This window comes from uncultured Acinetobacter sp. (assembly GCF_947624825.1).
Classification (GTDB): Bacteria; Pseudomonadota; Gammaproteobacteria; order Pseudomonadales; family Moraxellaceae; genus Acinetobacter.
On record NZ_CANQLZ010000016.1, the window covers coordinates 21,408 to 42,593 of the forward strand.

22 protein-coding genes and 1 pseudogene are annotated in these 21,186 nt (G+C 42.8%); 10 read left to right on the plus strand and 13 right to left on the minus strand.

What is annotated here, in order from left to right; all coding sequences use genetic code 11:
- Positions 1–32: 32 nt before the first annotated feature.
- Complete coding sequence (locus Q0017_RS05370; RefSeq protein ID WP_298143784.1) at positions 33–962, minus strand: hypothetical protein; 930 nt, start codon at positions 960–962, stop codon at positions 33–35.
- Between the two features lie 197 nt (positions 963–1,159).
- On the opposite strand from Q0017_RS05370, the gene Q0017_RS05375 reads away from it, so the two are divergent.
- Positions 1,160–1,627, plus strand: a complete 468-nt coding sequence (locus Q0017_RS05375; protein WP_298143787.1) for a YaiI/YqxD family protein — start codon at positions 1,160–1,162, stop codon at positions 1,625–1,627.
- Positions 1,628–2,536 carry an EamA family transporter gene (locus Q0017_RS05380; protein WP_298143789.1) on the plus strand — a complete coding sequence of 303 codons (909 nt, stop codon included), beginning with the start codon at positions 1,628–1,630 and terminating at the stop codon, positions 2,534–2,536. It abuts the gene before it with no gap.
- On the opposite strand, the gene Q0017_RS05385 is transcribed toward Q0017_RS05380, so the two are convergent.
- A complete protein-coding gene (locus tag Q0017_RS05385; RefSeq protein ID WP_298143791.1) occupies positions 2,533–3,099 on the minus strand; it encodes a PilZ domain-containing protein in 567 nt (188 codons plus the stop codon). The two genes, Q0017_RS05380 and Q0017_RS05385, sit on opposite strands and share 4 nt — an antisense overlap.
- Positions 3,100–3,123: 24 nt before the next feature.
- On the opposite strand from Q0017_RS05385, the gene Q0017_RS05390 reads away from it, so the two are divergent.
- The 3 genes and pseudogenes from Q0017_RS05390 to Q0017_RS05400 all read left to right on the plus strand — a co-directional run.
- Complete coding sequence (locus Q0017_RS05390) at positions 3,124–4,359, plus strand: lipoprotein-releasing ABC transporter permease subunit (protein ID WP_298143794.1); 1,236 nt, start codon at positions 3,124–3,126, stop codon at positions 4,357–4,359.
- On the plus strand, positions 4,352–5,032 hold the full coding sequence (gene lolD, locus Q0017_RS05395; protein ID WP_298143797.1) for a lipoprotein-releasing ABC transporter ATP-binding protein LolD: 681 nt from the start codon (positions 4,352–4,354) through the stop codon (positions 5,030–5,032). The genes Q0017_RS05390 and lolD overlap by 8 nt, the downstream gene beginning before the upstream one ends.
- Before the next feature lie 124 nt (positions 5,033–5,156).
- Positions 5,157–7,421: pseudogene (locus tag Q0017_RS05400) on the plus strand (DNA internalization-related competence protein ComEC/Rec2); the annotation flags it as partial.
- Positions 7,422–7,443: 22 nt separating this feature from the next.
- Here Q0017_RS05400 and Q0017_RS05405 read toward each other — a convergent pair.
- On the minus strand, positions 7,444–8,430 hold the full coding sequence (locus tag Q0017_RS05405) for a lysophospholipid acyltransferase family protein (RefSeq protein WP_298143800.1): 987 nt from the start codon (positions 8,428–8,430) through the stop codon (positions 7,444–7,446).
- Positions 8,431–8,555: 125 nt separating this feature from the next.
- On the opposite strand from Q0017_RS05405, the gene sppA reads away from it, so the two are divergent.
- Both sppA and Q0017_RS05415 read left to right on the plus strand, forming a co-directional pair.
- Entirely contained in the window at positions 8,556–9,578 is a 1,023-nt protein-coding gene (gene sppA, locus Q0017_RS05410; protein WP_298143802.1) for a signal peptide peptidase SppA, read from the plus strand.
- Complete coding sequence (locus tag Q0017_RS05415) at positions 9,575–10,363, plus strand: alpha/beta hydrolase (RefSeq protein WP_298143805.1); 789 nt, start codon at positions 9,575–9,577, stop codon at positions 10,361–10,363. Before sppA ends, Q0017_RS05415 begins: the two co-directional genes overlap by 4 nt.
- A gap of 36 nt (positions 10,364–10,399) precedes the next feature.
- On the opposite strand, the gene purN is transcribed toward Q0017_RS05415, so the two are convergent.
- Both purN and purM read right to left on the minus strand, forming a co-directional pair.
- Positions 10,400–11,029 (minus strand): phosphoribosylglycinamide formyltransferase, encoded by a 630-nt coding sequence (gene purN / locus Q0017_RS05420; protein WP_298143808.1) that lies wholly within the window; start codon positions 11,027–11,029, stop codon positions 10,400–10,402.
- 6 nt (positions 11,030–11,035) lie between these two features.
- On the minus strand, positions 11,036–12,106 hold the full coding sequence (gene purM / locus Q0017_RS05425; RefSeq protein WP_298143811.1) for a phosphoribosylformylglycinamidine cyclo-ligase: 1,071 nt from the start codon (positions 12,104–12,106) through the stop codon (positions 11,036–11,038).
- Positions 12,107–12,240: 134 nt separating this feature from the next.
- Here purM and cxpE point away from each other — a divergent pair, with 134 nt between their 5' ends.
- On the plus strand, positions 12,241–13,443 hold the full coding sequence (cxpE, locus tag Q0017_RS05430; protein WP_298143814.1) for a chloramphenicol efflux transporter CxpE: 1,203 nt from the start codon (positions 12,241–12,243) through the stop codon (positions 13,441–13,443).
- Between the two features lie 40 nt (positions 13,444–13,483).
- Positions 13,484–14,194, plus strand: coding sequence for a DnaA regulatory inactivator Hda (hda, locus tag Q0017_RS05435; protein WP_297422757.1), 711 nt, complete (start codon positions 13,484–13,486; stop codon positions 14,192–14,194).
- A 25-nt stretch (positions 14,195–14,219) separates the two neighbouring features.
- Here the strand turns inward: hda and Q0017_RS05440 are convergent, their stop codons facing one another.
- From Q0017_RS05440 to Q0017_RS05460, 5 genes are all read right to left on the minus strand, one after another.
- Positions 14,220–14,618, minus strand: coding sequence for a DUF3106 domain-containing protein (locus Q0017_RS05440; RefSeq protein WP_298143818.1), 399 nt, complete (start codon positions 14,616–14,618; stop codon positions 14,220–14,222).
- Positions 14,608–14,928 (minus strand): hypothetical protein, encoded by a 321-nt coding sequence (locus tag Q0017_RS05445; RefSeq protein ID WP_298143821.1) that lies wholly within the window; start codon positions 14,926–14,928, stop codon positions 14,608–14,610. The genes Q0017_RS05440 and Q0017_RS05445 overlap by 11 nt, the downstream gene beginning before the upstream one ends.
- A complete protein-coding gene (locus Q0017_RS05450; RefSeq protein WP_298143874.1) occupies positions 14,925–15,539 on the minus strand; it encodes an RNA polymerase sigma factor in 615 nt (204 codons plus the stop codon). Before Q0017_RS05450 ends, Q0017_RS05445 begins: the two co-directional genes overlap by 4 nt.
- 152 nt (positions 15,540–15,691) lie before the next feature.
- Positions 15,692–16,468, minus strand: coding sequence for an RNA methyltransferase (locus Q0017_RS05455; protein WP_298143824.1), 777 nt, complete (start codon positions 16,466–16,468; stop codon positions 15,692–15,694).
- 48 nt (positions 16,469–16,516) lie between these two features.
- Positions 16,517–17,488: a class 1 fructose-bisphosphatase gene (locus tag Q0017_RS05460; protein WP_298143828.1), complete on the minus strand. Its 972-nt coding sequence runs from the start codon at positions 17,486–17,488 to the stop codon at positions 16,517–16,519.
- A gap of 182 nt (positions 17,489–17,670) precedes the next feature.
- Between Q0017_RS05460 and Q0017_RS05465 the strand changes: the two genes are divergently transcribed.
- The gene (locus tag Q0017_RS05465) at positions 17,671–17,856 is read left to right on the plus strand and encodes an NF038105 family protein (RefSeq protein ID WP_298143831.1); all 186 of its coding nucleotides are present in this window, start codon (positions 17,671–17,673) and stop codon (positions 17,854–17,856) included.
- A gap of 36 nt (positions 17,857–17,892) precedes the next feature.
- Here Q0017_RS05465 and pal read toward each other — a convergent pair whose 3' ends face one another.
- The 3 genes from pal to tolA all read right to left on the minus strand — a co-directional run bounded on the left by pal (position 17,893) and on the right by tolA (position 21,183).
- On the minus strand, positions 17,893–18,471 hold the full coding sequence (pal, locus tag Q0017_RS05470; protein WP_298143833.1) for a peptidoglycan-associated lipoprotein Pal: 579 nt from the start codon (positions 18,469–18,471) through the stop codon (positions 17,893–17,895).
- Positions 18,472–18,503: 32 nt separating this feature from the next.
- Positions 18,504–19,781, minus strand: a complete 1,278-nt coding sequence (gene tolB / locus Q0017_RS05475) for a Tol-Pal system beta propeller repeat protein TolB (protein WP_298143836.1) — start codon at positions 19,779–19,781, stop codon at positions 18,504–18,506.
- A 175-nt stretch (positions 19,782–19,956) separates the two neighbouring features.
- The gene (gene tolA, locus Q0017_RS05480; RefSeq protein ID WP_298143839.1) at positions 19,957–21,183 is read right to left on the minus strand and encodes a cell envelope integrity protein TolA; all 1,227 of its coding nucleotides are present in this window, start codon (positions 21,181–21,183) and stop codon (positions 19,957–19,959) included.
- Between the last annotated feature and the right edge of the window lie 3 nt (positions 21,184–21,186).

The window sequence follows — 21,186 nt, forward strand, 5'->3', positions numbered from 1 at the left end:
AAAAAAAGCCCAAGTTTAAACTTGGGCTTTTTTTATGCGGTGTGTTGCAAATTGACTTGCAGCCAAATATTACCGCGAATGTATTGTCCCACATTAAAATTTGCATATTTGGGGTCACGGGTGGCCACACGCACTAAGGTTGCTTCAGCATTATCTTCACGCAACAAAGTCACATCGTACAAGGTGTAATCATGCTGCATAAATTGCATCTGGGTTTTACCCACCACTTGACCTTGGAACCATGCTTCGTCTTCTTGGCCTAAGGTTTCGCCGTATAAATAAGCCACCATCTGAGAAAAATCAACCGTGACAGGTTCACGATCTTGTTCAGACTGAGGCTGCCATGCATCAATTTGTTCTTGCAAATTAGGCGGTGCGACACCGTCATTGGCGGCTAAAATATCATTTAAAGCACGATGATGTTTAATCGATGCAGGGTCATCGACCACCAATTGTTCATGGTCACCCACAGCCTCTAATACATAAGCCCATGCGTTTAGTTCGCCACTATAGGCTTGTTGTTGCTGATAACGATGATGATTCACGCTATATAAATTATCAAAGGCATAGACAATATTATTGTTGCCTAAATTTAAACGCAGTACAGCTTGGGTATTGGTCCTACAAGTAATAATACGCTCAATTTGGGCGCGAATTTTGTAAGGACTTGGAAAACTTGGAAACGCAGTTTTGACTTTTTTAGGACGATGATTTTCAACATCAATCACTTGGTTAATTAGAACAGAAGATTGTTTTGGGCCTTGAATGAGCCATGTATTTTCATCCATATCACACTCTTGCATGCATAGACCCATTGGCATGACTGGTGCATCAAGTGCAAGTCCTAACCATGCAGGTACATCGTCGCTTGGATTTTCGGTGAGTAAATTCCAATGCTCAACGTGGCTACCGAAGTTTTGATCTTCAATGGTGATCATTTCTGGTCTATTTTGATTTTTCATATGCACAATAGAACTTTGAGTGGTTTAAATGATTTAATCGAGGATGATTTGGTTTTTTCAAGGGAGCTGAGGTAAATTTAGACAAATAAAATCCAAAAGCGATAAAACCTGATCTACAGCTAAAGCAAAGATCAACCACAATTGCTGAAAGATTATTGCTACACTTGGTTTTGTTTTTAAGTAAAAAGGTATTTAAGTTGCTGCCATTTAAACTGTGGGTTGACGCAGATGCATTGCCTAAAATTTTGCGTGACGTGATTATTCGTGCATCCGACCGTCATCACTTAGAAGTGACTTTTGTGGCCAATCAAAATGTGGGCATTCGACCTTCGGTGCGTATCAATTCAATTCAGGTGATGAGTGGTGCCGACCAAGCCGATCAAGAAATTTTAGATCGTATGCAACCGAATGATATTGTGATGACACAAGACATTCCACTTGCAGCACAAGTGATTGAAAAAGGCGGGATTGCCATTCATCCGCGTGGGGAAATCTATACCACCGCCAATGTCAAAGCACGCCTACATTTACGTGATTTTATGGATACTTTAAGAGGCGCTGGGGTACAAACGGGTGGTCCACCGCCTTTATCTGAGCGTGATAAACGTGAATTTTCCAATAGCTTAGAACAAACCATTTTTAAGCAAAAACGTAAGACTGCTTAAATGGCACCTCTAAGCAAAACCAATATTGTGCTGACCTATGCCTTATTGGTATTTATTTGGTCGACCACGCCTTTAGCAATTGTGTGGAGTGTCGATGACTTACATGCCTTGTGGGCGTTGGTGCTGCGCTTTTTTATTGCATTGCCATTGGCCATTGGCTTAATGCTGATTTTAAGGCAGCATTTTCCGATGAGCAAAACGGCATGGCACAGTTATTTGGCAGGCGCTTTTAGCTTAATTGGCTCACAGTTTTTTACTTATGTGGCCACCGCTTATTTAAGCTCTGGCATGATTGCTTTGATGTTTGGGCTGGCACCCATTATGGCGGGTTTAATTGGCTGGTTGGTATTTGGGCAAAAACTGCATTACTTGCAATGGTTAGGGATGTTAATTGCATTAACCGGTTTGGGTTTAATTTGCTTTGCTGGTGAGCAAGCCAGTGTTAACCCTATGGGTATTGGCCTGATGTTGTTAAGCGTTTTAAGTTATGCTGCATCTATTTTTTGGGTCAAAAAAGTTAATGCCCATGTTGCGCCTGTAGCACAAGCCACCGGTTCAATTTTTGTATCTACCTTGCTTGCTATTTGTATTTTACCGTTTATTTGGCAGTATCTACCGACCCAATTGCCTAGCCTAAAAAGCTTTACCGCTTTATTGTATACCGTGATTATGGCCTCACTGATTGCCATGTTTTGCTACTTTAAATTGGTGAAAAACGTTCAAGCCACCACCTTGTCTTTAACCACCGTGATGACCCCCATGTTGGCCATTTTTTTAGGTGCATGGCTCAATCAAGAGAAATTATCACTGATGGTATTTGTAGGTGCATTGGTGTTGCTATTGGGTTTGGCAGTGTATTTTTACCGTGATTTTAAAGCCAGCCGTAATTTAAAGCGTAAGCTGCATTAAACAGCGCTGTGTTGTTCAATGCATTGGGCAAGTTTAGCTCGGTCGCTGGGTAAAATAGTGACAAAATATGCGCCATTTCGGTACTGACCATTGTCTTGCAATTCGCTATAGACCACTTGGGCTGTGGCAGCAATATGGAAGAAATTATCAGCATGGCTTAAGGTCAAATGCAGATAACTGTCTTTGCTAATTTTTTCACGACTATAAAAACTCAAGCCGGTTTCTGAAATATTGATCTGTTCAGATTCAGGTAACACGCTTTGTACAATAGAATCGTACAATGCCCCTGAAAATAAGTTTAACTTTTGATTGAATAAGGATAAGATTTTAGCCACATGTTGATCTTTTTCAGTGAGTTTGCTGAGTTCGGTATTTAAAGCATGATCACACTGATCCAATTCTGCTTGCAGTAAAAAATAACGCGGTAAAATGAAATTGGCAGCATATGGATCATCTAAAGCTGCAGCTTCACAAATCAGCTGATAATTTATTCTTAAAGCGGCATCAATACGAGACATTACACGACGTTCACTGCTTTCGTGTTGAGGCTGAATGTTTTCCATGATTATTACCTCGGATTAGATGGTATGTTTAAACCAATCTCGCTGTATATAGGGTTGAGATATACTCGCGCACGGCGAAGTAACCACTTTATCTCTTTTATTGCACTGGTCTCAATGATCGGTTTAACCCTTGGGGTGGCCGTATTGATTACAGTACTGTCCGTCATGAACGGGTTTGACCGTGAACTTAAAAATCGTGTTTTAGGCATGGTGCCACAGGCCACGGTCTCTTCGACACAAATTTTAACAGATTGGCCTGAACTTGCCAAAAAAGTTGAGCAAAACGAGCATGTCGTTGGGGCAGCCCCTTTTACCCAACTACAAGGCATGCTTACAGCACAAGGTCAAGTGTCTGGGATTATGGTCACAGGGATTGAGCCTGAGTACGAGCGTAAAGTGTCGATCATTCAAAACCATATGGTGGCGGGTAATTTAGATGACTTAAAAAAAGGTGAGTTTGGTATTGTTTTAGGCAAACAAATGACCGATGCCTTAGGTCTTGGGGTGGGTGATAGCATTACTTTGGTACTGCCTGAGGCGACACCATCACCGGCAGGCGTTGTACCACGTTTTAAACGTTTTAAAATTGTGGGTATTTTTAGTATTGGTGCCGAAGTTGACTCTATGATGGGTTATATCGCGCTTTATGATGCATCCACTTTGTTACGTCTACCCGATGGTGCACAAGGGGTACGTATGAAGCTTGATGATATCTTTGCAGCACCTAAAGTGGCCAATGAGATTGTCTCGGATTTACCGGGCAACTTCTACGCTTCCGATTGGACCTATACCCACGGTAATTTATTTAGCGCCATTCAAATGGAAAAGGCCATGGTTAGCCTGTTGCTATTTTTAATTGTCTTGGTGGCTGCGTTTAATATTGTCTCAAGTTTGGTCATGGTTGTGACCGACAAAAAAGCCGATATTGCCATTTTAAGAACTTTAGGTGCATCACCAAGTACCATTACCAAAATTTTTATGGTGCAAGGTACGGTCATTGGGGTGATTGGTACCGTGGCAGGAGCAATTTTAGGCGTGGTATTTGCCTCAAATATTAGTGGATTGATGGGTTGGTTAAACAATACCTTGGGTTTAAATTTATTTGATGCTTACTTTATCAACTATTTACCTTCGCATTTACGTTGGCAAGATGTGGCAGTCATTGTCAGTTTATCGTTATTGCTGAGCTTCTTGGCCACGATTTATCCGGCTTTGCGTGCTGCAAAAATTCAACCTGCTGAGGCGTTACGCTATGAGTAATTTTGTATTAGAAGCGCGCCACATCAATAAAACCTTTAATGATGGCAAAAACCATGTTGAGGTGATTCAAGATTTATCGCTTGGTGTAAAAGCCGGTGAGTTTGTGTCCATTGTAGGATCGAGTGGTTCGGGTAAAAGTACGTTATTACATGTGTTGGGTGGCTTAGATGCACCCACACGTGGTGAAGTGTATTTACAAGGGAAGCGCTTTGATCATTTAGGTGAAGCAGAACGTGGGTTTTTGCGTAATCAGCATTTAGGCTTTGTTTATCAATTTCATCATTTGCTGCCTGAATTTACTGCACTTGAAAATGTGGCTATGCCGTTAATGCTGCGTAAAGGCACCAATTACAAACAAGTGAAGCAACAGGCTGAATATTTACTTGAGCGCGTGGGTTTGTCGCATCGTTTGACCCATCAACCGGGTGAATTATCGGGCGGTGAGCGACAACGTGTGGCCATGGCACGGGCATTAGTCACTCAACCGGCTTTAATGCTTGCCGATGAACCTACCGGTAATTTAGACCGTAAAACCGCAGTGAAAATTTTTGAATTACTCAGCGACTTACGCCGTGAATTCAATATGGGGATGTTGATTGTGACCCATGATGAAGCGCTTGCCCAAGCTGCCGATTCAATTTTGCATATGCAAGATGGTGTGTGGGTCAATTAATTACCCTTAATCTGTTTTTCATTGAAGCCCACGTATGTGGGCTTTATGCTATTTAAAAGATCACAATGGATGTGGGGTCATGCGCCAAGGACTCGCGTTGGCATGGTTGTTGGGTATTGCATTCATGGGACAGTCTTGGCTGCTGCTTCCAAGGCTGAGTTTGGCTTTTGCGCTTGTGATCATCATCTTGGTAGCTGTGCAAATATATGTACACGCCATCTTACAACATCCCACTTTAAAACTATTGAATGGCTTGCTTGCGGCGGCCTTGGTGGTGGTTTTAGGTTACAGCTATGCGCAGCAACAATTACAACAACGTCTTGATCTTAGGCAAACCCACATTGCAGCAGCCGAAGTCATTGTTTATGTGAATCATTTAAATCAGCCTAGTCCTCGTAGTGTGACGCAACAAGTCACCGTTTTAAATGCACATGCTCAACCTGTGCAGTGGTTAACCTCAACGCCAATTAATGAGCGTACGCAACAACCCAAAACCGAAATTTTGCAATTAGGTGAATATTATCGGGTTACAGGGCAAGTTCGTCCTGCACATGGCTATGCCACCCAAGGTGCATTCGATCAAGAAAAGTGGTATGTGCAGCAAAATATCATGGCTTTTTTGCGTATCGAGCAAGTAGAAAAACTCTCGAGTGCAGACATTGCAGCATTGGCTTATCGGCCAAGCTTTTGGGCAAAATTACGTTTATCTGTGGATCAACAGCGTTTGGCAGTACGTGATTATTTGCAAAATCAATCTTTACAGCAACATGGGTTATTGTTGGGTTTGCTGACCGGAGATCGTAGCGGTTTAGATGGTCAAACCGAGGCGGATTTTCAGCGTTTTGGTCTGAGTCATTTATTGGCTATTTCAGGCCCACATGTATTAATTTTTGCAGCTATGCTGTGTTTTGTTTTGCAACGGCTATTAGCGCGTTACCGAGCTGATATGTATTTAAAATGGCCCAAACAATATGTATTGATTGTGCCTTTTTTGCTGTGTGTGGCAATTTATACCGCTTGTGTAGGCTTTGATATTCCGGCATTACGTACGCTACTGATTTGCAGCTTAACCTGTGCCTTTATGTTGCTACGCCAATCATTACAGCCCTTCACTTTGTTGCTCTATAGCGCTGCTGTTTTATTGTTATTTGATCCGTTTAGTGTCTTGTCGGCGGCTTTTTGGCTGTCTTATGGTGCTTGCTTTATTTTGCTGAGAATTTATCAAACCATACAGGCGCAAGATCAACGCGTGGTCAGTGGCCGTCAACAGCTGCTACACAGCATTAAACTATTTATTGAATCGCAATGGAAAATTTTCATCGCATTATTGCCACTGATGCTGATTTTCTTTAAACAAGTGGCATGGATCAGTCCTTTAAGCAATTTAATTGCAATTCCGTATTTGGGACTTGTGGTGGTGCCACTGGATATTCTGGCAGGTTTGACTTGGCTGTTTTTTGAACCTTTAGGCTTGTTGTTGTGGCAAATCAATGATCAATTACTAAAGCTATTACTGGGTTGTCTTCACCTTCTTGATCATCTTTTAAACCCAAGCTTAGTGCCTTGGGCAATGAATGTATGGCAATTGGCTGCATTGATTTTGGCCTTGCTGTTGTTATTTTTACCACGCGGTATTGTGCCAAAAACTTGGGGCATGCTGGCTTTATTACCATTATTTTTTTATGACTCAACACGGCAAGATTTTGAGTTACATGTATTAGATGTCGGTCAAGGTCAAGCGATTTTAATTCGTGATCAAGGACAAAGTTTGATGGTCGATGTTGGCGGCAGTATGGATGAAGGCCGTTTTAGTATTGGTGAAAACGTGATTTTCCCATTTTTGATGCGTCAAGGCATTCAACATTTAGATCAGTTGGTGCTGAGCCATTTAGATCAAGACCATAGTGGTGCATATCCAGCATTGAGCCAAAAAATTGCCATTAAGCAGCTCATTAGTAATGAACAACCAAAGCATCCGCCGTTGCCAATTGACTATTGTTATGGTGGCAAAACTTGGCAATGGCAACGGGTCAAATTTGAAGTGTTATCACCACCTGAGGCAGTGTTGGCGGGTGCTAAAAATGCAAGGAATGAAACGTCCTGTGTGCTGTATGTGACTTATTTGGGCGAGCCTAATCGGTATTTTTTATTGATGGGGGATGCTGGATGGCCCACAGAACATCAACTGCTGCTCAATCGTCCGCATCTTAAGGTGGATGTATTGGTGCTTGGGCATCATGGCAGTAAAAACAGTTCAGCCTATGCTTTTTTAGCGCATTACAAGCCCAAGTTGGTGTTGGCCTCAGCCGGTTTTGCCAATCGTTATGGGCATCCAAGTCAAGCGCTATATGCGCGTGTTGAGGCATTGAATCTGCCACTGCTGACCACCATTGATCAAGGCAGTGTACAGTTTAAGATTGATCAAAGTCATCAGCTTTGGCTACAGGCGCAGCGGCATGAGCGGCTTTGGTTGCAGCGCGAAGGTCTGCAATCCGCGATAAAGCCTCAGCTGTTGGAACATTATATAAACCACCCAAGGCAGGGTTGGCCTTAAAACGTTTATAGCTCCAATGATAATGTTCAGGATAACGTGCAATTAAATCTTCAATGGCTTGATGAATCACTTGGGTGCCTTCATTAGCGCTACCTTGATAGATCGCATCATCAATGGCTTCAATGTGCATATCAAAACCATCAGTTGCATTACGTATTGCGTACAATAAAATAGCTTTGGCTTTGGTTTTTTGAATCAGTTTGGCACTTAAGTTGCTCGATGCCAAAGGCACACCAAAATACGGCACCATATCACCACCAATATTAGGGGTGTGATCGGGCAAAATTACAGTTGTACCGCCTTGTTTTAAGGCTTTAAAAATTTGCCGAACCCCTGATTCATCGGTTGGAACTAAGTTTGCTTGTTCACGGCTACGTGCATTACGCACAAATTGATCCGCAGCAGGATTTTTCACAGGCTTATACATAATGGTCATTTGGGTATATTGTGCCAGCCATGCGTTCATGACTTCCCATGTACCAAAGTGTGGCACCACCAATACCACACCTTTTTGTGCAGCTAAAGCTTCATCTAAAATGTCTTTGCCATAAATATTGTGAATACGGCTAATATTTTTTTGATTGCTCGCGCCCCAAATACTAAAGAACTCAAAATATGAACACAGTTCATTTTGAATCGCAGTTCGGCAAATTCGTTCGCGCTCGGCTTCGGGTAAATGTGGAAAAGCGATGTGTAAATTGAGCCGAATGGTATTTGAAGTTTTAGAAATTTTTAAATGATTGACTAAACCTGCCAACATTTTGGCAACAAAACGAGATAACTGTATCGGCTGACGGCTGAACAAGTTCAGCAAGCGATAGGTTGAATTTTGCTTAGTGGGCATGGTGATCGCGAGGGCAGATGCAACAAAAGAAGAAAATTATTATAGGCGAAAATGTTGTGTTTAGACAGCAAGGTGAAAATCATTGTATATAATGAGGACAATTTAAATTACTTTGGGTTGTTTTTATGTCTGATTGGCCACCAAAACCACAAGATGAAACACGTGGGCAACCTATTCAGCCGACAGGTCAAGAATGGAAACTCTTAGAAAAAGCAGTATTGGCTTCAGTAGAAGAGCAGCGCCGTGCTCGCCGTTGGGGCGTTTTCTTTAAATGCCTGACTTTCGCTTATATTTTATTTGTGTTGTTGGCTTTAGGCAAAGGCTGTTCAACGGCCAGTAAATCAGAGACTGTATCTGGTAGTACTTCAGCGCATATTGCTGTGGTTGATGTGATTGGGACCATTGGCGCAGATAAACAAAGCGTCAATAGTGAAAACACCATTAAAGCCTTAAATAGAGCTTTTAGTAATAATCAAGCCAAAGCGGTGGTGTTAAACATTAACTCACCGGGTGGTTCACCGGTACAATCGGATGAAATTTGGCAAGAAATTCGTTACTTAAAGCAAAAGCATAACGAAAAGAAACTCTATGCTGTGATTGGGGATACCGGTGCATCAGGTGCCTACTATATTGCTTCTGCGGCAGATCAAATTATTGTCAATCCATCAAGTTTAGTGGGTTCAATTGGTGTAATTATGCCCAATTATGGCATTAACGGTTTAATGCAAAAATTAGGGGTACAAGATCGCACCATGACCTCAGGTGACAATAAAGCCTTACTGTCCATGACACAACCCATTGATCCTGCTCAACAAGCGCACGTACAAGGCGTACTTGATAATGTGCATGGTCACTTTATTCAGGCGGTAAAAGACGGGCGAGGTACTAAGCTTAAATCTAATGATCCTGCAATTTTCTCTGGTTTATTTTGGACAGGTGAGCAGGCAGTTCAATTGGGTATTGCAGATCGCGTCGGTAGCATGTACACCTTGAAACGTGAACTAAAATTGGAAAAAACGGTTAATTACACCATTGAGCATAATCCATTAGATTCAATTTTAGGACGAATGGGCAGCGAGATTGGTCAAGGTGTGGCATCATCTGTGCAACAACAATTGCAAACACAACAAGATCCAAAATTACAATGAAACCAATAATTCATTTTGCGCATGCCAACGGTGTACCTAGTCGAGTTTATCAAAAGCTATTTGATTTATTATCAGATGAATACGATGTCATTTATACCGAAGCCTTAGGCACAGATAAACGCTATCCAATTGATGAAGGGTGGCGTGGTCTAACCCAACAAGTGATTGATAGTATTGTGCGTCAAGCCGCAGGCCGACCTGTGATTGGTTTGGGGCATTCTTTAGGTGCACTATTGACCTTGCAAGCCGCTTATGCGCGACCTGAATTATTTAATCAAGTGATTTTGCTTGATCCGCCATTGTTGGTCGGTAAAGCCGCTTTTGCCCTAGATTTGGCAAAACGATTGCAACCCAAAAAGATTGATCAATTGAGTCCTGCGGGTTTATCCAAAAAACGTCGTGATCATTGGGACAGTCGTGAACAGGCAGCCGCAAGCTTAGGTTCTAAAGGCTTTTATCAAGATTTTGATGAAGATTGTTTTCAAGCTTACATACAGCATGCTTTAAGGGATGATCCTGTGCGTGGTGGGGTGACCCTAAGCATTGCTAAGATGGATGAGGTGAATATCTTTAGAACCAATCCATCAAGCTATTGGCAGCCCAAACCACAGCCAAGTGTAGCAACACATTTGGTGGTGGGAGAGCACAGTATTTTTAATGAAAAAGGCTTTCCGCAGCTGATTCAGCAAAAATTAGGCATTCCATATAGTGTGTTTAAGGGCGGACATATGTTTCCGCTTGAACATCCTGTTGAGGTGGTGGATTTTATCAAGAAGCTTATATAAATAAAAAAACGCAGCCTAGGCTGCGTTTTTTAGCATTTAAATCTTGGTAAATTGTACAGGTTCATTCAACGCTTGACCGCGATACAACACCCCATGTTCAGTATGCAACAAGGTACCATTACAAATCCATTCTGCCACTTGTGGGTAGATCAGATGTTCAAGTACATGCACACGTTTGGCTAAACTGTCTTCGTCATCATGCTGATGTACACGCAGCACACCTTGCGCGAGGGCTTGACCTGCGTCAAGTTCTGCGGTGACATAATGTACCGTACAGCCATGATATGCATCTCCCGTGCGTAACACACGTTGATGGGTATGCATACCTTTGTAAACAGGCAACAGCGACGGATGAATGTTAATCATTTTTCCGTGCCATTGCTGAACAAAACCGGGGGTTAAAATGCGCATAAAGCCGGCTAAAATCACCAAATCTACATCCCAATCTAAAAGCTGTTGATGCATTGCTGCATCAAAAAGCTCACGCTTTGGGTAATGTTGATGTTCAATGACCGCCGTAGCAATATTGGCATTTTGAGCACGTTCAAGTGCATACGCTGTAGGCTTGTTGGAAATTACCCCAACAATTTGCCCTGATAGATTGGCATCGATCAAAGCTTGCAAGTTTGAACCACTGCCTGAAACTAAAACGGCAATTTTAATCATTACAATTTAAGCAAAAATTACACGAATTTTTTCGTCTGCGCCTGCAACTGATTCAGCATTGTCAACAATTGAACCCATTGCCCATGCTTTTTCGCCAAGGCCATTTAATAATTCAACAGTTTGCTCTGCATCGTTTGCATCAACCACAAGTACCATGCCCACGCCACAGTTAAATGTGCGGTACATTTCAAATTGTTCTACGCCGCCTTCGCGTTGTAGTAATTTGAACAAGTCAGGCCATTCCCATGAGCCTTCATTAACAACTGCTTGAGCACCGTTTGGTAATACGCGTGGTAAGTTACCTGGTAAACCGCCACCTGTGATGTGTGCCATCGCATGTACGTCTACAGTTTTGAGCAATTCAAGGATTGATTTAACGTAAATACGTGTTGGTTCCATTGCAACATCAGCAAGTGGGCGACCATCGACAAGTTGAGTTAAATCAACATTTTTCACGTCTAAAATTTTACGAAGTAAAGAGTAACCGTTTGAATGTGCACCACTTGATGCTACACCAATTAACACGTCACCGGCTTTTACTTTAGAGCCATCAATAATTTTGCTTTGTTCAACCACACCCACACAGAAACCTGCAAGGTCGTAGTCTTCGCCTTCATACATGCCTGGCATTTCAGCAGTTTCACCGCCAACCAATGCACAGCCTGCAAGTTCACAACCTGCACCAATGCCGGTCACCACATTGGCAGCAACGTCTACATTTAAGTGACCTGTTGCATAGTAATCTAGGAAGAATAACGGCTCAGCACCGCAGACAAGAAGGTCGTTTACACACATTGCCACCAAGTCCTGACCAATGGTGTCATGACGGTTTAAATTGAGTGCCAAACGTAATTTTGTACCAACACCATCTGTGCCTGATACGAGAACAGGTTCTTCATAACCTTTAGGAATTTTACAAAGTGCGCCGAAGCCACCAAGGCCTCCCATCACTTCTGGACGTGATGTGCGTTTTGCGACTGATTTGATACGATCGACTAACGCGTCGCCCGCTTCAATGTCGACACCTGCGTCTTTGTAGCTTAAACCGGTGTTTGGGGTAGAAGTTGAGTTGCTCATAATTGAAGTCTCCGCATTCGCGCGGCGATTATAACCTGAATATACGAAACTCTTATGTTATTTATGACCTAAAATGCTATCTTTATTAAAATATTTTACGTTTCATAAGCGATAACAAGGAAAAAGGCGAAATTATGGGTGACAAAACCTTGCGTCGTATATTTATATTGGCAGGCATCGCGCTCTTCGTTTGGATTTTATACTTATTAAAGCCTGTTGTAATCCCGTTTGTGGGCGCGTTTTTAATTGCATATTTATTTAGCCCATTGGTGGATAAACTCCATCATTATGGTTTGCCAAGATGGCTGTCGATTACTTTAGTTTTTGTCGGTATTGCTGTGTTTATGACACTTGCAATTTGGTATCTATTTCCACTGATTTGGGAGCAGTTAAAGTACGCAAGAGACAGTATTCCTGCAGGGATTCATTGGGTTAATTATACTTTTTTGCCTTGGGTGTCTGAAACATTTAACGTTGATCAAATGGAAATTGACACGCAACAATTTTCAACGGTCATCATGGATTATGTGCAAACCAACTACAGTGCCGACAGCTTACAAGTCATGGCCATGCGTTTGGCACAGTCAGGTTTAAATTTTATCCAAATTGGCGGCACAGCGGTTTTGATTCCGATCATTGCCTTTTATTTTCTACTTGATTGGGATCGTATGTTAGATGGTTTACGCCGCCTGATTCCACGTCGTTATGAAAATGGCACCTTACATGTAGTGAATGAATGCCATAGCGTTTTGGGTGCATTTGTTAAAGGTCAGCTTTTGGTGATGGTGTTGCTTGGGGTTGTCTATGCAGTTGGTTTACAACTGATTGGCTTAGAGGTTGGTTTAATTATTGGCATGATTGCAGGTCTTGCCAGTATCATTCCTTATTTAGGCTTTGCTGTAGGTATTATTGCTGCGGTGATTGCCAGTCTTTTTCAATTTGGCTTAGATTGGATGCAGTTGGCACTGGTATTGGTGGTGTTTATGGTCGGGCAAGCCATTGAAGGCTATGTGTTACAGCCTTTCTTATTGGGTGATAAAATTGGTTTATCGCCAGTGGCTGTAGTATTTGCAGTATTGGCAGGGGCACAGTTGGCTGGCTTCTTAGGCATGTTAATTGCCTTACCAGTTGCAGCAGTGATTGTAGTTTTACTGCGCCATTTACGTGATTTTTATCAAAGTAGCCAGTTGTATCAAAATGAGCCGACTTTAGTGGTTCATAGTCGCCAAGATGGTTCGGTCAATATTGTGACAGAGCAATTAGATATTCATGTAGAAATGAATGATCCTGAGCTAAAAACACAGCAACTCGATGAAAAATCTAGTAAGATGGATTGACCTGACAATAACATGTAAGTGAAAAGGCTATACGATCTATATGCGCCAATTGCAACTCGATATTGAACCTCAACTCGACGCTCGAATTAGTGATTTTTCGGGTCCGGGATGGGGCCATGTGATTGATGCAGTCCGTCAGCTTCACGCAGGTTTAATGAGCCGCTTTTATGTTTATGGTGGTGCTGGCACAGGAAAAAGTCATTTACTTTCGGCAATTTGTGACTCTTATTTAGATGTAGGTAAATCTGCGATTCAAGTGTCTTTGTTAGAGCTATTGGATGCACCCACAGAAGCCATTACCTCACTTGAACGTTATGATTTAGTTGCGCTTGATGACATAGAAGCGATTAGTGGTGTACCACATTGGCAAAAAGCCGTTTTTCATTTGATTAACTATAACAATGAAGAAGGCGGACAATTGGTGTTTTCATCACGTATGGCACCAATAGAGCTCAAACTTGAACTGCCTGATTTACAGTCGCGTTTAACCCAAGCGGTGAGTGTACGTGTTCCCAATGGCAGCTTATATGCTGACCGCTACGCTTTGGTCAATTCTGTGCTTGACCGGCGTGGTATTCATATTGATCAACAAATTATTGACTATTTACTCAATCATGGACCACATCAAGCTGCGATTTTATTGCAAAGTCTCGAACAATTGATTCAATTACTCAAAGGTGAGAAAACCAAACTCAGTGGTGCCACCTTAAGACAAATTTTTGCCTTGATTGACGAATATCATCAAGAATAAAAAAAAGCCTCATTTGAGGCTTTTTTTATGGCGAAGCAGGGAGTGAGGTATATTTTAAGATGTATTCTTCACGGATGGCATTGCGTGCTTCAGGCGTGGCCTCTGCTAAACGCTGGCCAAGATCACGTCGTTCGCTACTGCTCATTTTTTGCCACACTTCACGCATTTTTTGTTTATCTTGCTCAGGTAACTGCGTAAACCAATCAATACGTTGTTGCAGCGTATGGCTTTGTTGTTCAGGTAATTCTTTTAAACTTTGATAACGTTGGATCGCGGCGAGCTGTTCGGCATCACTCATCCCTTCCCAACTGTCCACTTGCGTATTGGCATCGTGACTAAACAGCCAAAAACGTTCAAAACCGGCAAAACTGGTTTGTAAAAAACCAACAGCACACAGTGCCAAGGCGACCTTTTTAGCTGCCATGTGGACCTCGATCTTCACCTAAAACTAACAACATATCTAAATCTTCCACCATTTGTGGTGAAAGTTTAGGTGAAACCACAGCCTGATTCATCTGTGCGTCGGTCAGGTCATGAGATTGCGGTAAAATGGCAATACCGGTAACGGCCGCTGCCAATGCAAAACCTGACATTTTCCAAAGACCATAACGAGCGGTCTTTTTTTGTTGAATACGCTCCAAGACCTGATTCATCACTTGAGCTTGATCGTGTGGACGGTGGGCCAAATGGTCGAGTTTGGAAGTGACTTGTTTTAAGTAATCATCATGTTTCATGTTGATGACCCTCCCAGATGTGGATTTAAGTGTGCGAGTGTGGCACGAAGCCCCTGAATGGCACGGTGATAGTGAGTTTTGACACTACCTTCGGAACAATTCATGATTTGCGCTGTGGTTTGAGTATCAAACCCTTCCCAAGCGCGCAACATAAAGGCTTGCTGCTGACGCAGTGGCAATTGCTGAATGGCGGCTTGAATTTCCTCGGCAGTGACAGCTTGATCTAAAAAATCGAGCGGGTTAAGTGCAGTTTCATCAACCACATCCTGAACGGCGAGATCTTCATCATCTAAGCTGACTTTTTTAAAAAAAGAAAATGGATGAGCACGGCGCATTTCACGCCGCCGCCAATCGTGCAATTTATTGTTTAAAATGGTGTAAAACAGGGGATACCATTGTTCACTTGGACGATCGCTATAAGCGCCGTGTAGTGCAATAAAAGCCTCTTGCACCAAATCCATGGCAATACCATGTTGACCTTGGGTGGCACTTTCCATCATCACCAAAGCACGTCCAGTTACGTCTTGCATAAAAACTTTCAGACGTTGTTCGCTGGTACGTTTTAACATACTTGCATCTTGGCTTTGCGCGTGTTTCGGTGCTACATCCATAGAGATGGAAAATCCTGTCATTGGATCCCCAGCATTATTTCCATTGTCATAGTGTTATAACGTTAGAAATAATGCTTTGGTTGACAATGCAATTATTATTTTTTTAATCAAGTGTAGAGTTTTGACAAAAAATGCGGTTTTAAGTCAAAACATTACAGGCGTTGACGGACCATTTCAAAGAAGCAAATTGAACCTGCAATGGCAACATTTAAAGATTCTTGACCGCCCGGTTGTGGAATGGCAAGTGCTTTGGCATGTTCTAAAGCATATTCCGATGCACCTTGACCTTCATTGCCTAAAATCCATACGCAAGGTTGGGTAAGATCTTGTTCATACAGACTGGTGGAGCGATGTGAGCTGGTCACATAAACCGGAATTTCAAAGCGTGACAACACATCTTCTAAGGCTACATTTTCAAAGGTTTGTAAGCTAAAGTGTGCACCCATACCAGCACGTAACACACGCGGTGACCAAAGTGACGCTGAACCTTTGCTACAAATCACTTGTTTAATGCCGGCCGCAGCAGCAGAGCGCAGCAAAGTACCCGCATTGCCTGGATCTTGGACATTTTCTAAGATTAAGGTATCTAAAGAAAAATCAAGGCTTAAGCGAGATGTAGGCTGATCAATCACCGCTAAACATGGCAAGGTAGTGCCAAGTGTACTTAAATCACGATATAAGCTTTCTGCAATCACAAACACCGAACCTTGATATAAATCCAAAATATCGCAGATTTCAGGATGTGTGAGTGATTTTTCGGTTGTGAAAATTGAATTAATTTTCTTATCTTGTTCAAGCCACGCTTGGCACAAATGCGTACCTTCAAGCACAGTTTGACCTTGCTTTTTACGGTAGCTATTTTGTTCAATTAAGGCACGTAAATGCTTAATCTTTGGATTATCTTTTGATTCTAAAAAAATAACAGACATGGGAGAGGCTCATGCCCATAAGCCAAATGACTTACGGGCAATAAAAAATTAGTGGTAGCTGGTGACAAGATCAACTTCATGTTTTGAACCAATAATCACTGGTACACGTTGGTGCAAGTCATTTGGTTGAATATCTAAAATACGCACGCGACCTGTGGTTGAAGCACCACCGGCTTGTTCCATCAGCATACTCATTGGGTTAGCTTCATACATTAAACGTAAACGACCCGCTTTTGCAGGATCTTTTAGGTCATATGGATACATGAAGATACCAGAGCGACATAAAATACGGTGAATATCACCCACCATACACGCCACCCAACGCATGTTAAAGTCTTTTTCACGCGGACCTGTTTTACCTGCTAATAATTCATCAATATAACGCTTGACTGGTTGTTCCCAATGGCGTTGATTCGATGCATTAATAGCATATTCTTTGGTATCAGCAGCCACTTGGATGTCTTGTGAGGTCAATAAAAATTCTTGGCTGTCTAAGTCATAGGTAAAGAAGACAGTGCCTGCCCCAACAGTGAGTGCCATCATGGTCGATGGGCCATACAGCACGTAGCCTGCCGCAACTTGTTGATGACCCGCTTGCATAAAGTCAGCTGCTTGCGTGACTGCATTTTTTGCCGGTAAAATGGAGAAAATCGTACCCACACACATATTAATGTCGATGTTGCTTGAACCATCTAATGGGTCAAACAAAACTAAATATTCACCATTTTCTTGTGCAGGGGTGAAATCATCGAGTTCTTCAGAGGCCAAACCACCGACATGCGGATGGACTTTTAAAGCATCAATTAGATAATCATTTGAAATGACGTCAAGCTTTTTTTGCTCTTCGCCTTGTACGTTTTCATTTTCTGCACTGCCTAAAACGCCTGCTAAAGCGCCTTTTTGTAATAACACATCAATACGTTTACAGGTATTGCTAATAGTGTCAATGACTTGCGCAAGTTGAGGGGTAAGATTGCCGCTTTGTTGTTGTAAAAATTGGGAAAGAGTAAGATAGGCCATCGCTGGAAGACTCCACAGTGTGAATAAACACATAGATAATTAAAAAAGTTGAGGGCTATTTTAGAGGAGAACCAACAAAAAGAAAAATTAAACTCGACCTTTTACCGATCTTTTGGGCTTGCAAGTTCATTAAAAGCTGCTATGTTGATGAAAAGGATAAAAACATGGTGAGGAGTATCACAATGAGTACCCAAAAATTTGATGCCACCCCAACGCCAAGTGAGGGCATTAGCTTAGATGAAATTTCAGCTGAGCATATGAAACAAGCATGGCAAGACTATTCAGCCAAGCCTGAATATAAAGAATTTAACAAACATGATTTGATTGAATCTTTACAAGATAAACCAGACGAGCAACAAAGCTCATAAAAAAAAGCGCTCATAAGAGCGCTTTTTTGTGTCTGCTTATTTAAGTAAAGGTGGCACAGCTTCGTAGTTGATTTCAACACGGCGGTTTTCTTTCCATGCAGCTTCAGTGTGACCCGTCGCGACTGGCATTTCTTTGCCATAGCTGACCGCTTCAAGTTGTGTTGGGCTCACACCTGTAGTCACTAAAAAGCTTTCAACAGCTTTGGCACGACGTTCACCCAATGCCATATTGTATTCACGTGTACCACGTTCATCGGTATGGCCTGTGAGTGCAACACGTGAATTGGCATTGGCCATTAAAAATTGTGCATGGGCTTGTAGGGTTTGTAGATCTGTACTTGAAAGCTCGCTGCTGTCATAGTCAAAATGTACCACACGTTTGGCTAAAAACGCCTTGTTGGCTTCGGTGACACCTTTGGCTGATGCGCCTGTTAGACTTTGTGCTGCAAGAGCGGCATCTTCGCTTAAGCCTTGAGTGTCAACGCTGATACTTGGGGTAGTGTTGCTTAAACCGGCATCAGTAATGGTGGGTGTTACAGGTTTGCGGTTGGCACAACCTGTCATGATTAAAGCACCAGCCAAAAGTGGTAACATCATCAATTGCATGGTTTTCATGGTTATTTTTCCTTAAATTAAATCAGTTTTACTTATTTGGGTGCCCAAGCAGGTTCACGCACTTCACCCACTTCACTTGGTAAGTTCATACGAAAACGTCCATCGAGCGACATAATCGACAATAAGCCACGATTGGCTTCACGCGTGGCATACACCACCATTTGACCATTAGGTGAAAAGCTCGGTGATTCATCCAAACTGGTTGGGGTTAACACGTTGGTCACACCGCTGTTGATATCTTGAATAGCCACTTTGTAATTGCTGCCACTTGGACGATGCACGAGGGCAATTTTTTTACCATCGGCACTTAAACTACCACGCGCGTTAAATGCACCACGGAAAGTTAAACGTTTGGTGTCGCCTGATTCAAAATTATAACGATAAATCTGTGCTGAGCCACCGCGGTCTGAGGTGAAAATAAAACCTTGACCATCTGGGGTATAGCGCGCTTCGGTGTCAATAGCGCTGTTGTTGGTTAGACGTTGTAGGCTACGTGAAGCTAAATCCATTTGATAAATTTCAGGATTGCCATGCATAGAGGCAGTAAACAGCATGCTTTTGCCATCAGGTGAGAAGCTTGGCGCGCCATTTAAACCACGGAAGCTGGTGAGTTTTTCACGGCTACCGGTAGAGAGATTTTGTAAATAAATTGCAGGGCGTTTGGTCTCGAATGATACATAAGCAATGCCTTTGCCATCGGGCGTCCATGCAGGAGATAAAATTGGGTCACGTGAGCTCAGAACTGTCTTTGGTTGCTCACCGTCGGTGTCGGCAATTTGTAGGGTATAACGTTGATCAGGCGTGGCAGGATTACGTAATACATAGGCAATACGACCGCTAAAATCACCTGCAATTCCAGTTAAGGCTTGGAAAATAGTATCACTGATTAAATGTGCCGCTTGACGAGTACGTGTAGCCGGCACAGTCAGCATTTCATTAAGTAAATAACTGCCTTTTTCCACATCATATAATTGATAGTGAATAGCAATGCTACCATCGGGATTGGTTTTACTTGAACCTGTGACCACGTACGGTACACCTGTGGCTTTCCATGCTGCTGCATTGGGTTGATCAATGGCAGCGGTAGCAGGTAAGTTTTTAGAGCCACTTGAGAACTTACCAGAGCGATTTAAGTCATTTTCAACAATCGGATAAATACTAGAATCACTGCTAAACGGTACAATGGCAATTTTGGGGCTTTCTGCCGCAGTTTTGACAATTTCTAAATGCAATTGAGCAAAAGTTTGGCTGCTTAAGCCCGCGCCTAAGGCTGCGATCATGGCTAAGCCGAGTAGGTGTTTACGCGTCATATCCTTGGGTCCATTTTAATACGCAAAAGATTGGAATTTTTGTAAAAATTTTAACAGTTATGATGACAGATATTGCATCAGAAAAAAGCCCTGTGGCTCGCATTTATTGCACAATTGATGTAAGCACTTTTTTTAAAAAGTGCTACTTTTAAAAAAAGTAGCACTGTGCTTAAGCTTAGTTTGCAGTAAAGCTTGAGGTGAAACTGCGTGCTTCACGGCGTGCATCTGGGTCGGATGGCATTGGGTAAGGGGCAGCTGCACGTACCGCAGCTTCAATGCTGGCTTTTAAATCTGGATTGCTGGCGCTCACCACCACAGATTGTACTGATCCACTATCACTTAAAGTCACGCGCGCTGTTGCTCTTTGTCCTGCAATACCGCTTGGAATGTCCCATGCACGGCGGATTTTAGTTTCAAAATCACGCTTGGCAGTAGATGCAATCCTCTTGGTTTCAGCTTTTTTAGCAGCAGCTTCTTCTTTGGCTTTTTGCGCAGCGGAAGCTTTTGCCTCGGCATCTGCTTTGGCTTTTGCATCAGCGTCGGCTTTGGCTTTTGCATCAGCGTCAGCTTTGGCTTTTTGAGCAGCGTCGGCTTTGGCTTTTGCATCAGCATCTGCTTTAGCTTTTGCAGCAGCATCCGCTTTGGCTTTTGCAGCAGCATCAGCCTTGGCTTTTTGAGCGGCATCTGCTTTGGCTTTTGCAGCAGCTTCAGCACGTTCTTTTGCAGCAGCGTCGGCTTTAGCTTTTGCAGCAGCGTCGGCTTTGGCTTTTTGAGCAGCATCAGCTTTGGCTTTTGCAGCAGCATCAGCTTTGGCTTTTTGAGCTGCGTCAGCTTTGGCTTTTTGAGCTGCGTCAGCTTTGGCTTTTGCCTCAGCTTGCGCTTTTTCTGCCACAGCCTGAGCTTTGGCTTTGTCTGCTGCAGTCGCTTTGGCAGCATCCGCTTGTGCTTTGGTGGCAGCTCTTTGGGCGGCATCGGCATCGGCTTGTGCTTTGATACGTGCTGCTTCTGCCGCTTTATTTTGTGCTGCTAAACGTGCAGCTTGTTGCTCAGCGAGTTTGCTTTCTTCCGCAGCTTTCGCCACATTTAACTGACTGCTATTTGGTGCAGGCACAGGAATAATCGGAGCTGCAGCAACAGGGTCAGCGGTTTGCGTGATTTGCTCAGCCACTTGTGTATGTGTTGTGTCTGCTTCTTCGATTTCGGCAGGAACAGGCTTTTCAGGGATTGGTTCAGGCACTAAGTCTTCCGGACGAATCAACACAGTTTCAAGCGGCTTAGGTGGCTTAAGGGGTTGATTCATACCCACATACAATAACCCCACAATTGCAATAATATGTACCCCTGCGGTAAAAGCAAGGGCAATTTTTTTCTGAGCAAAAGGCGGTTTTTCAAACTTTTTCATGCT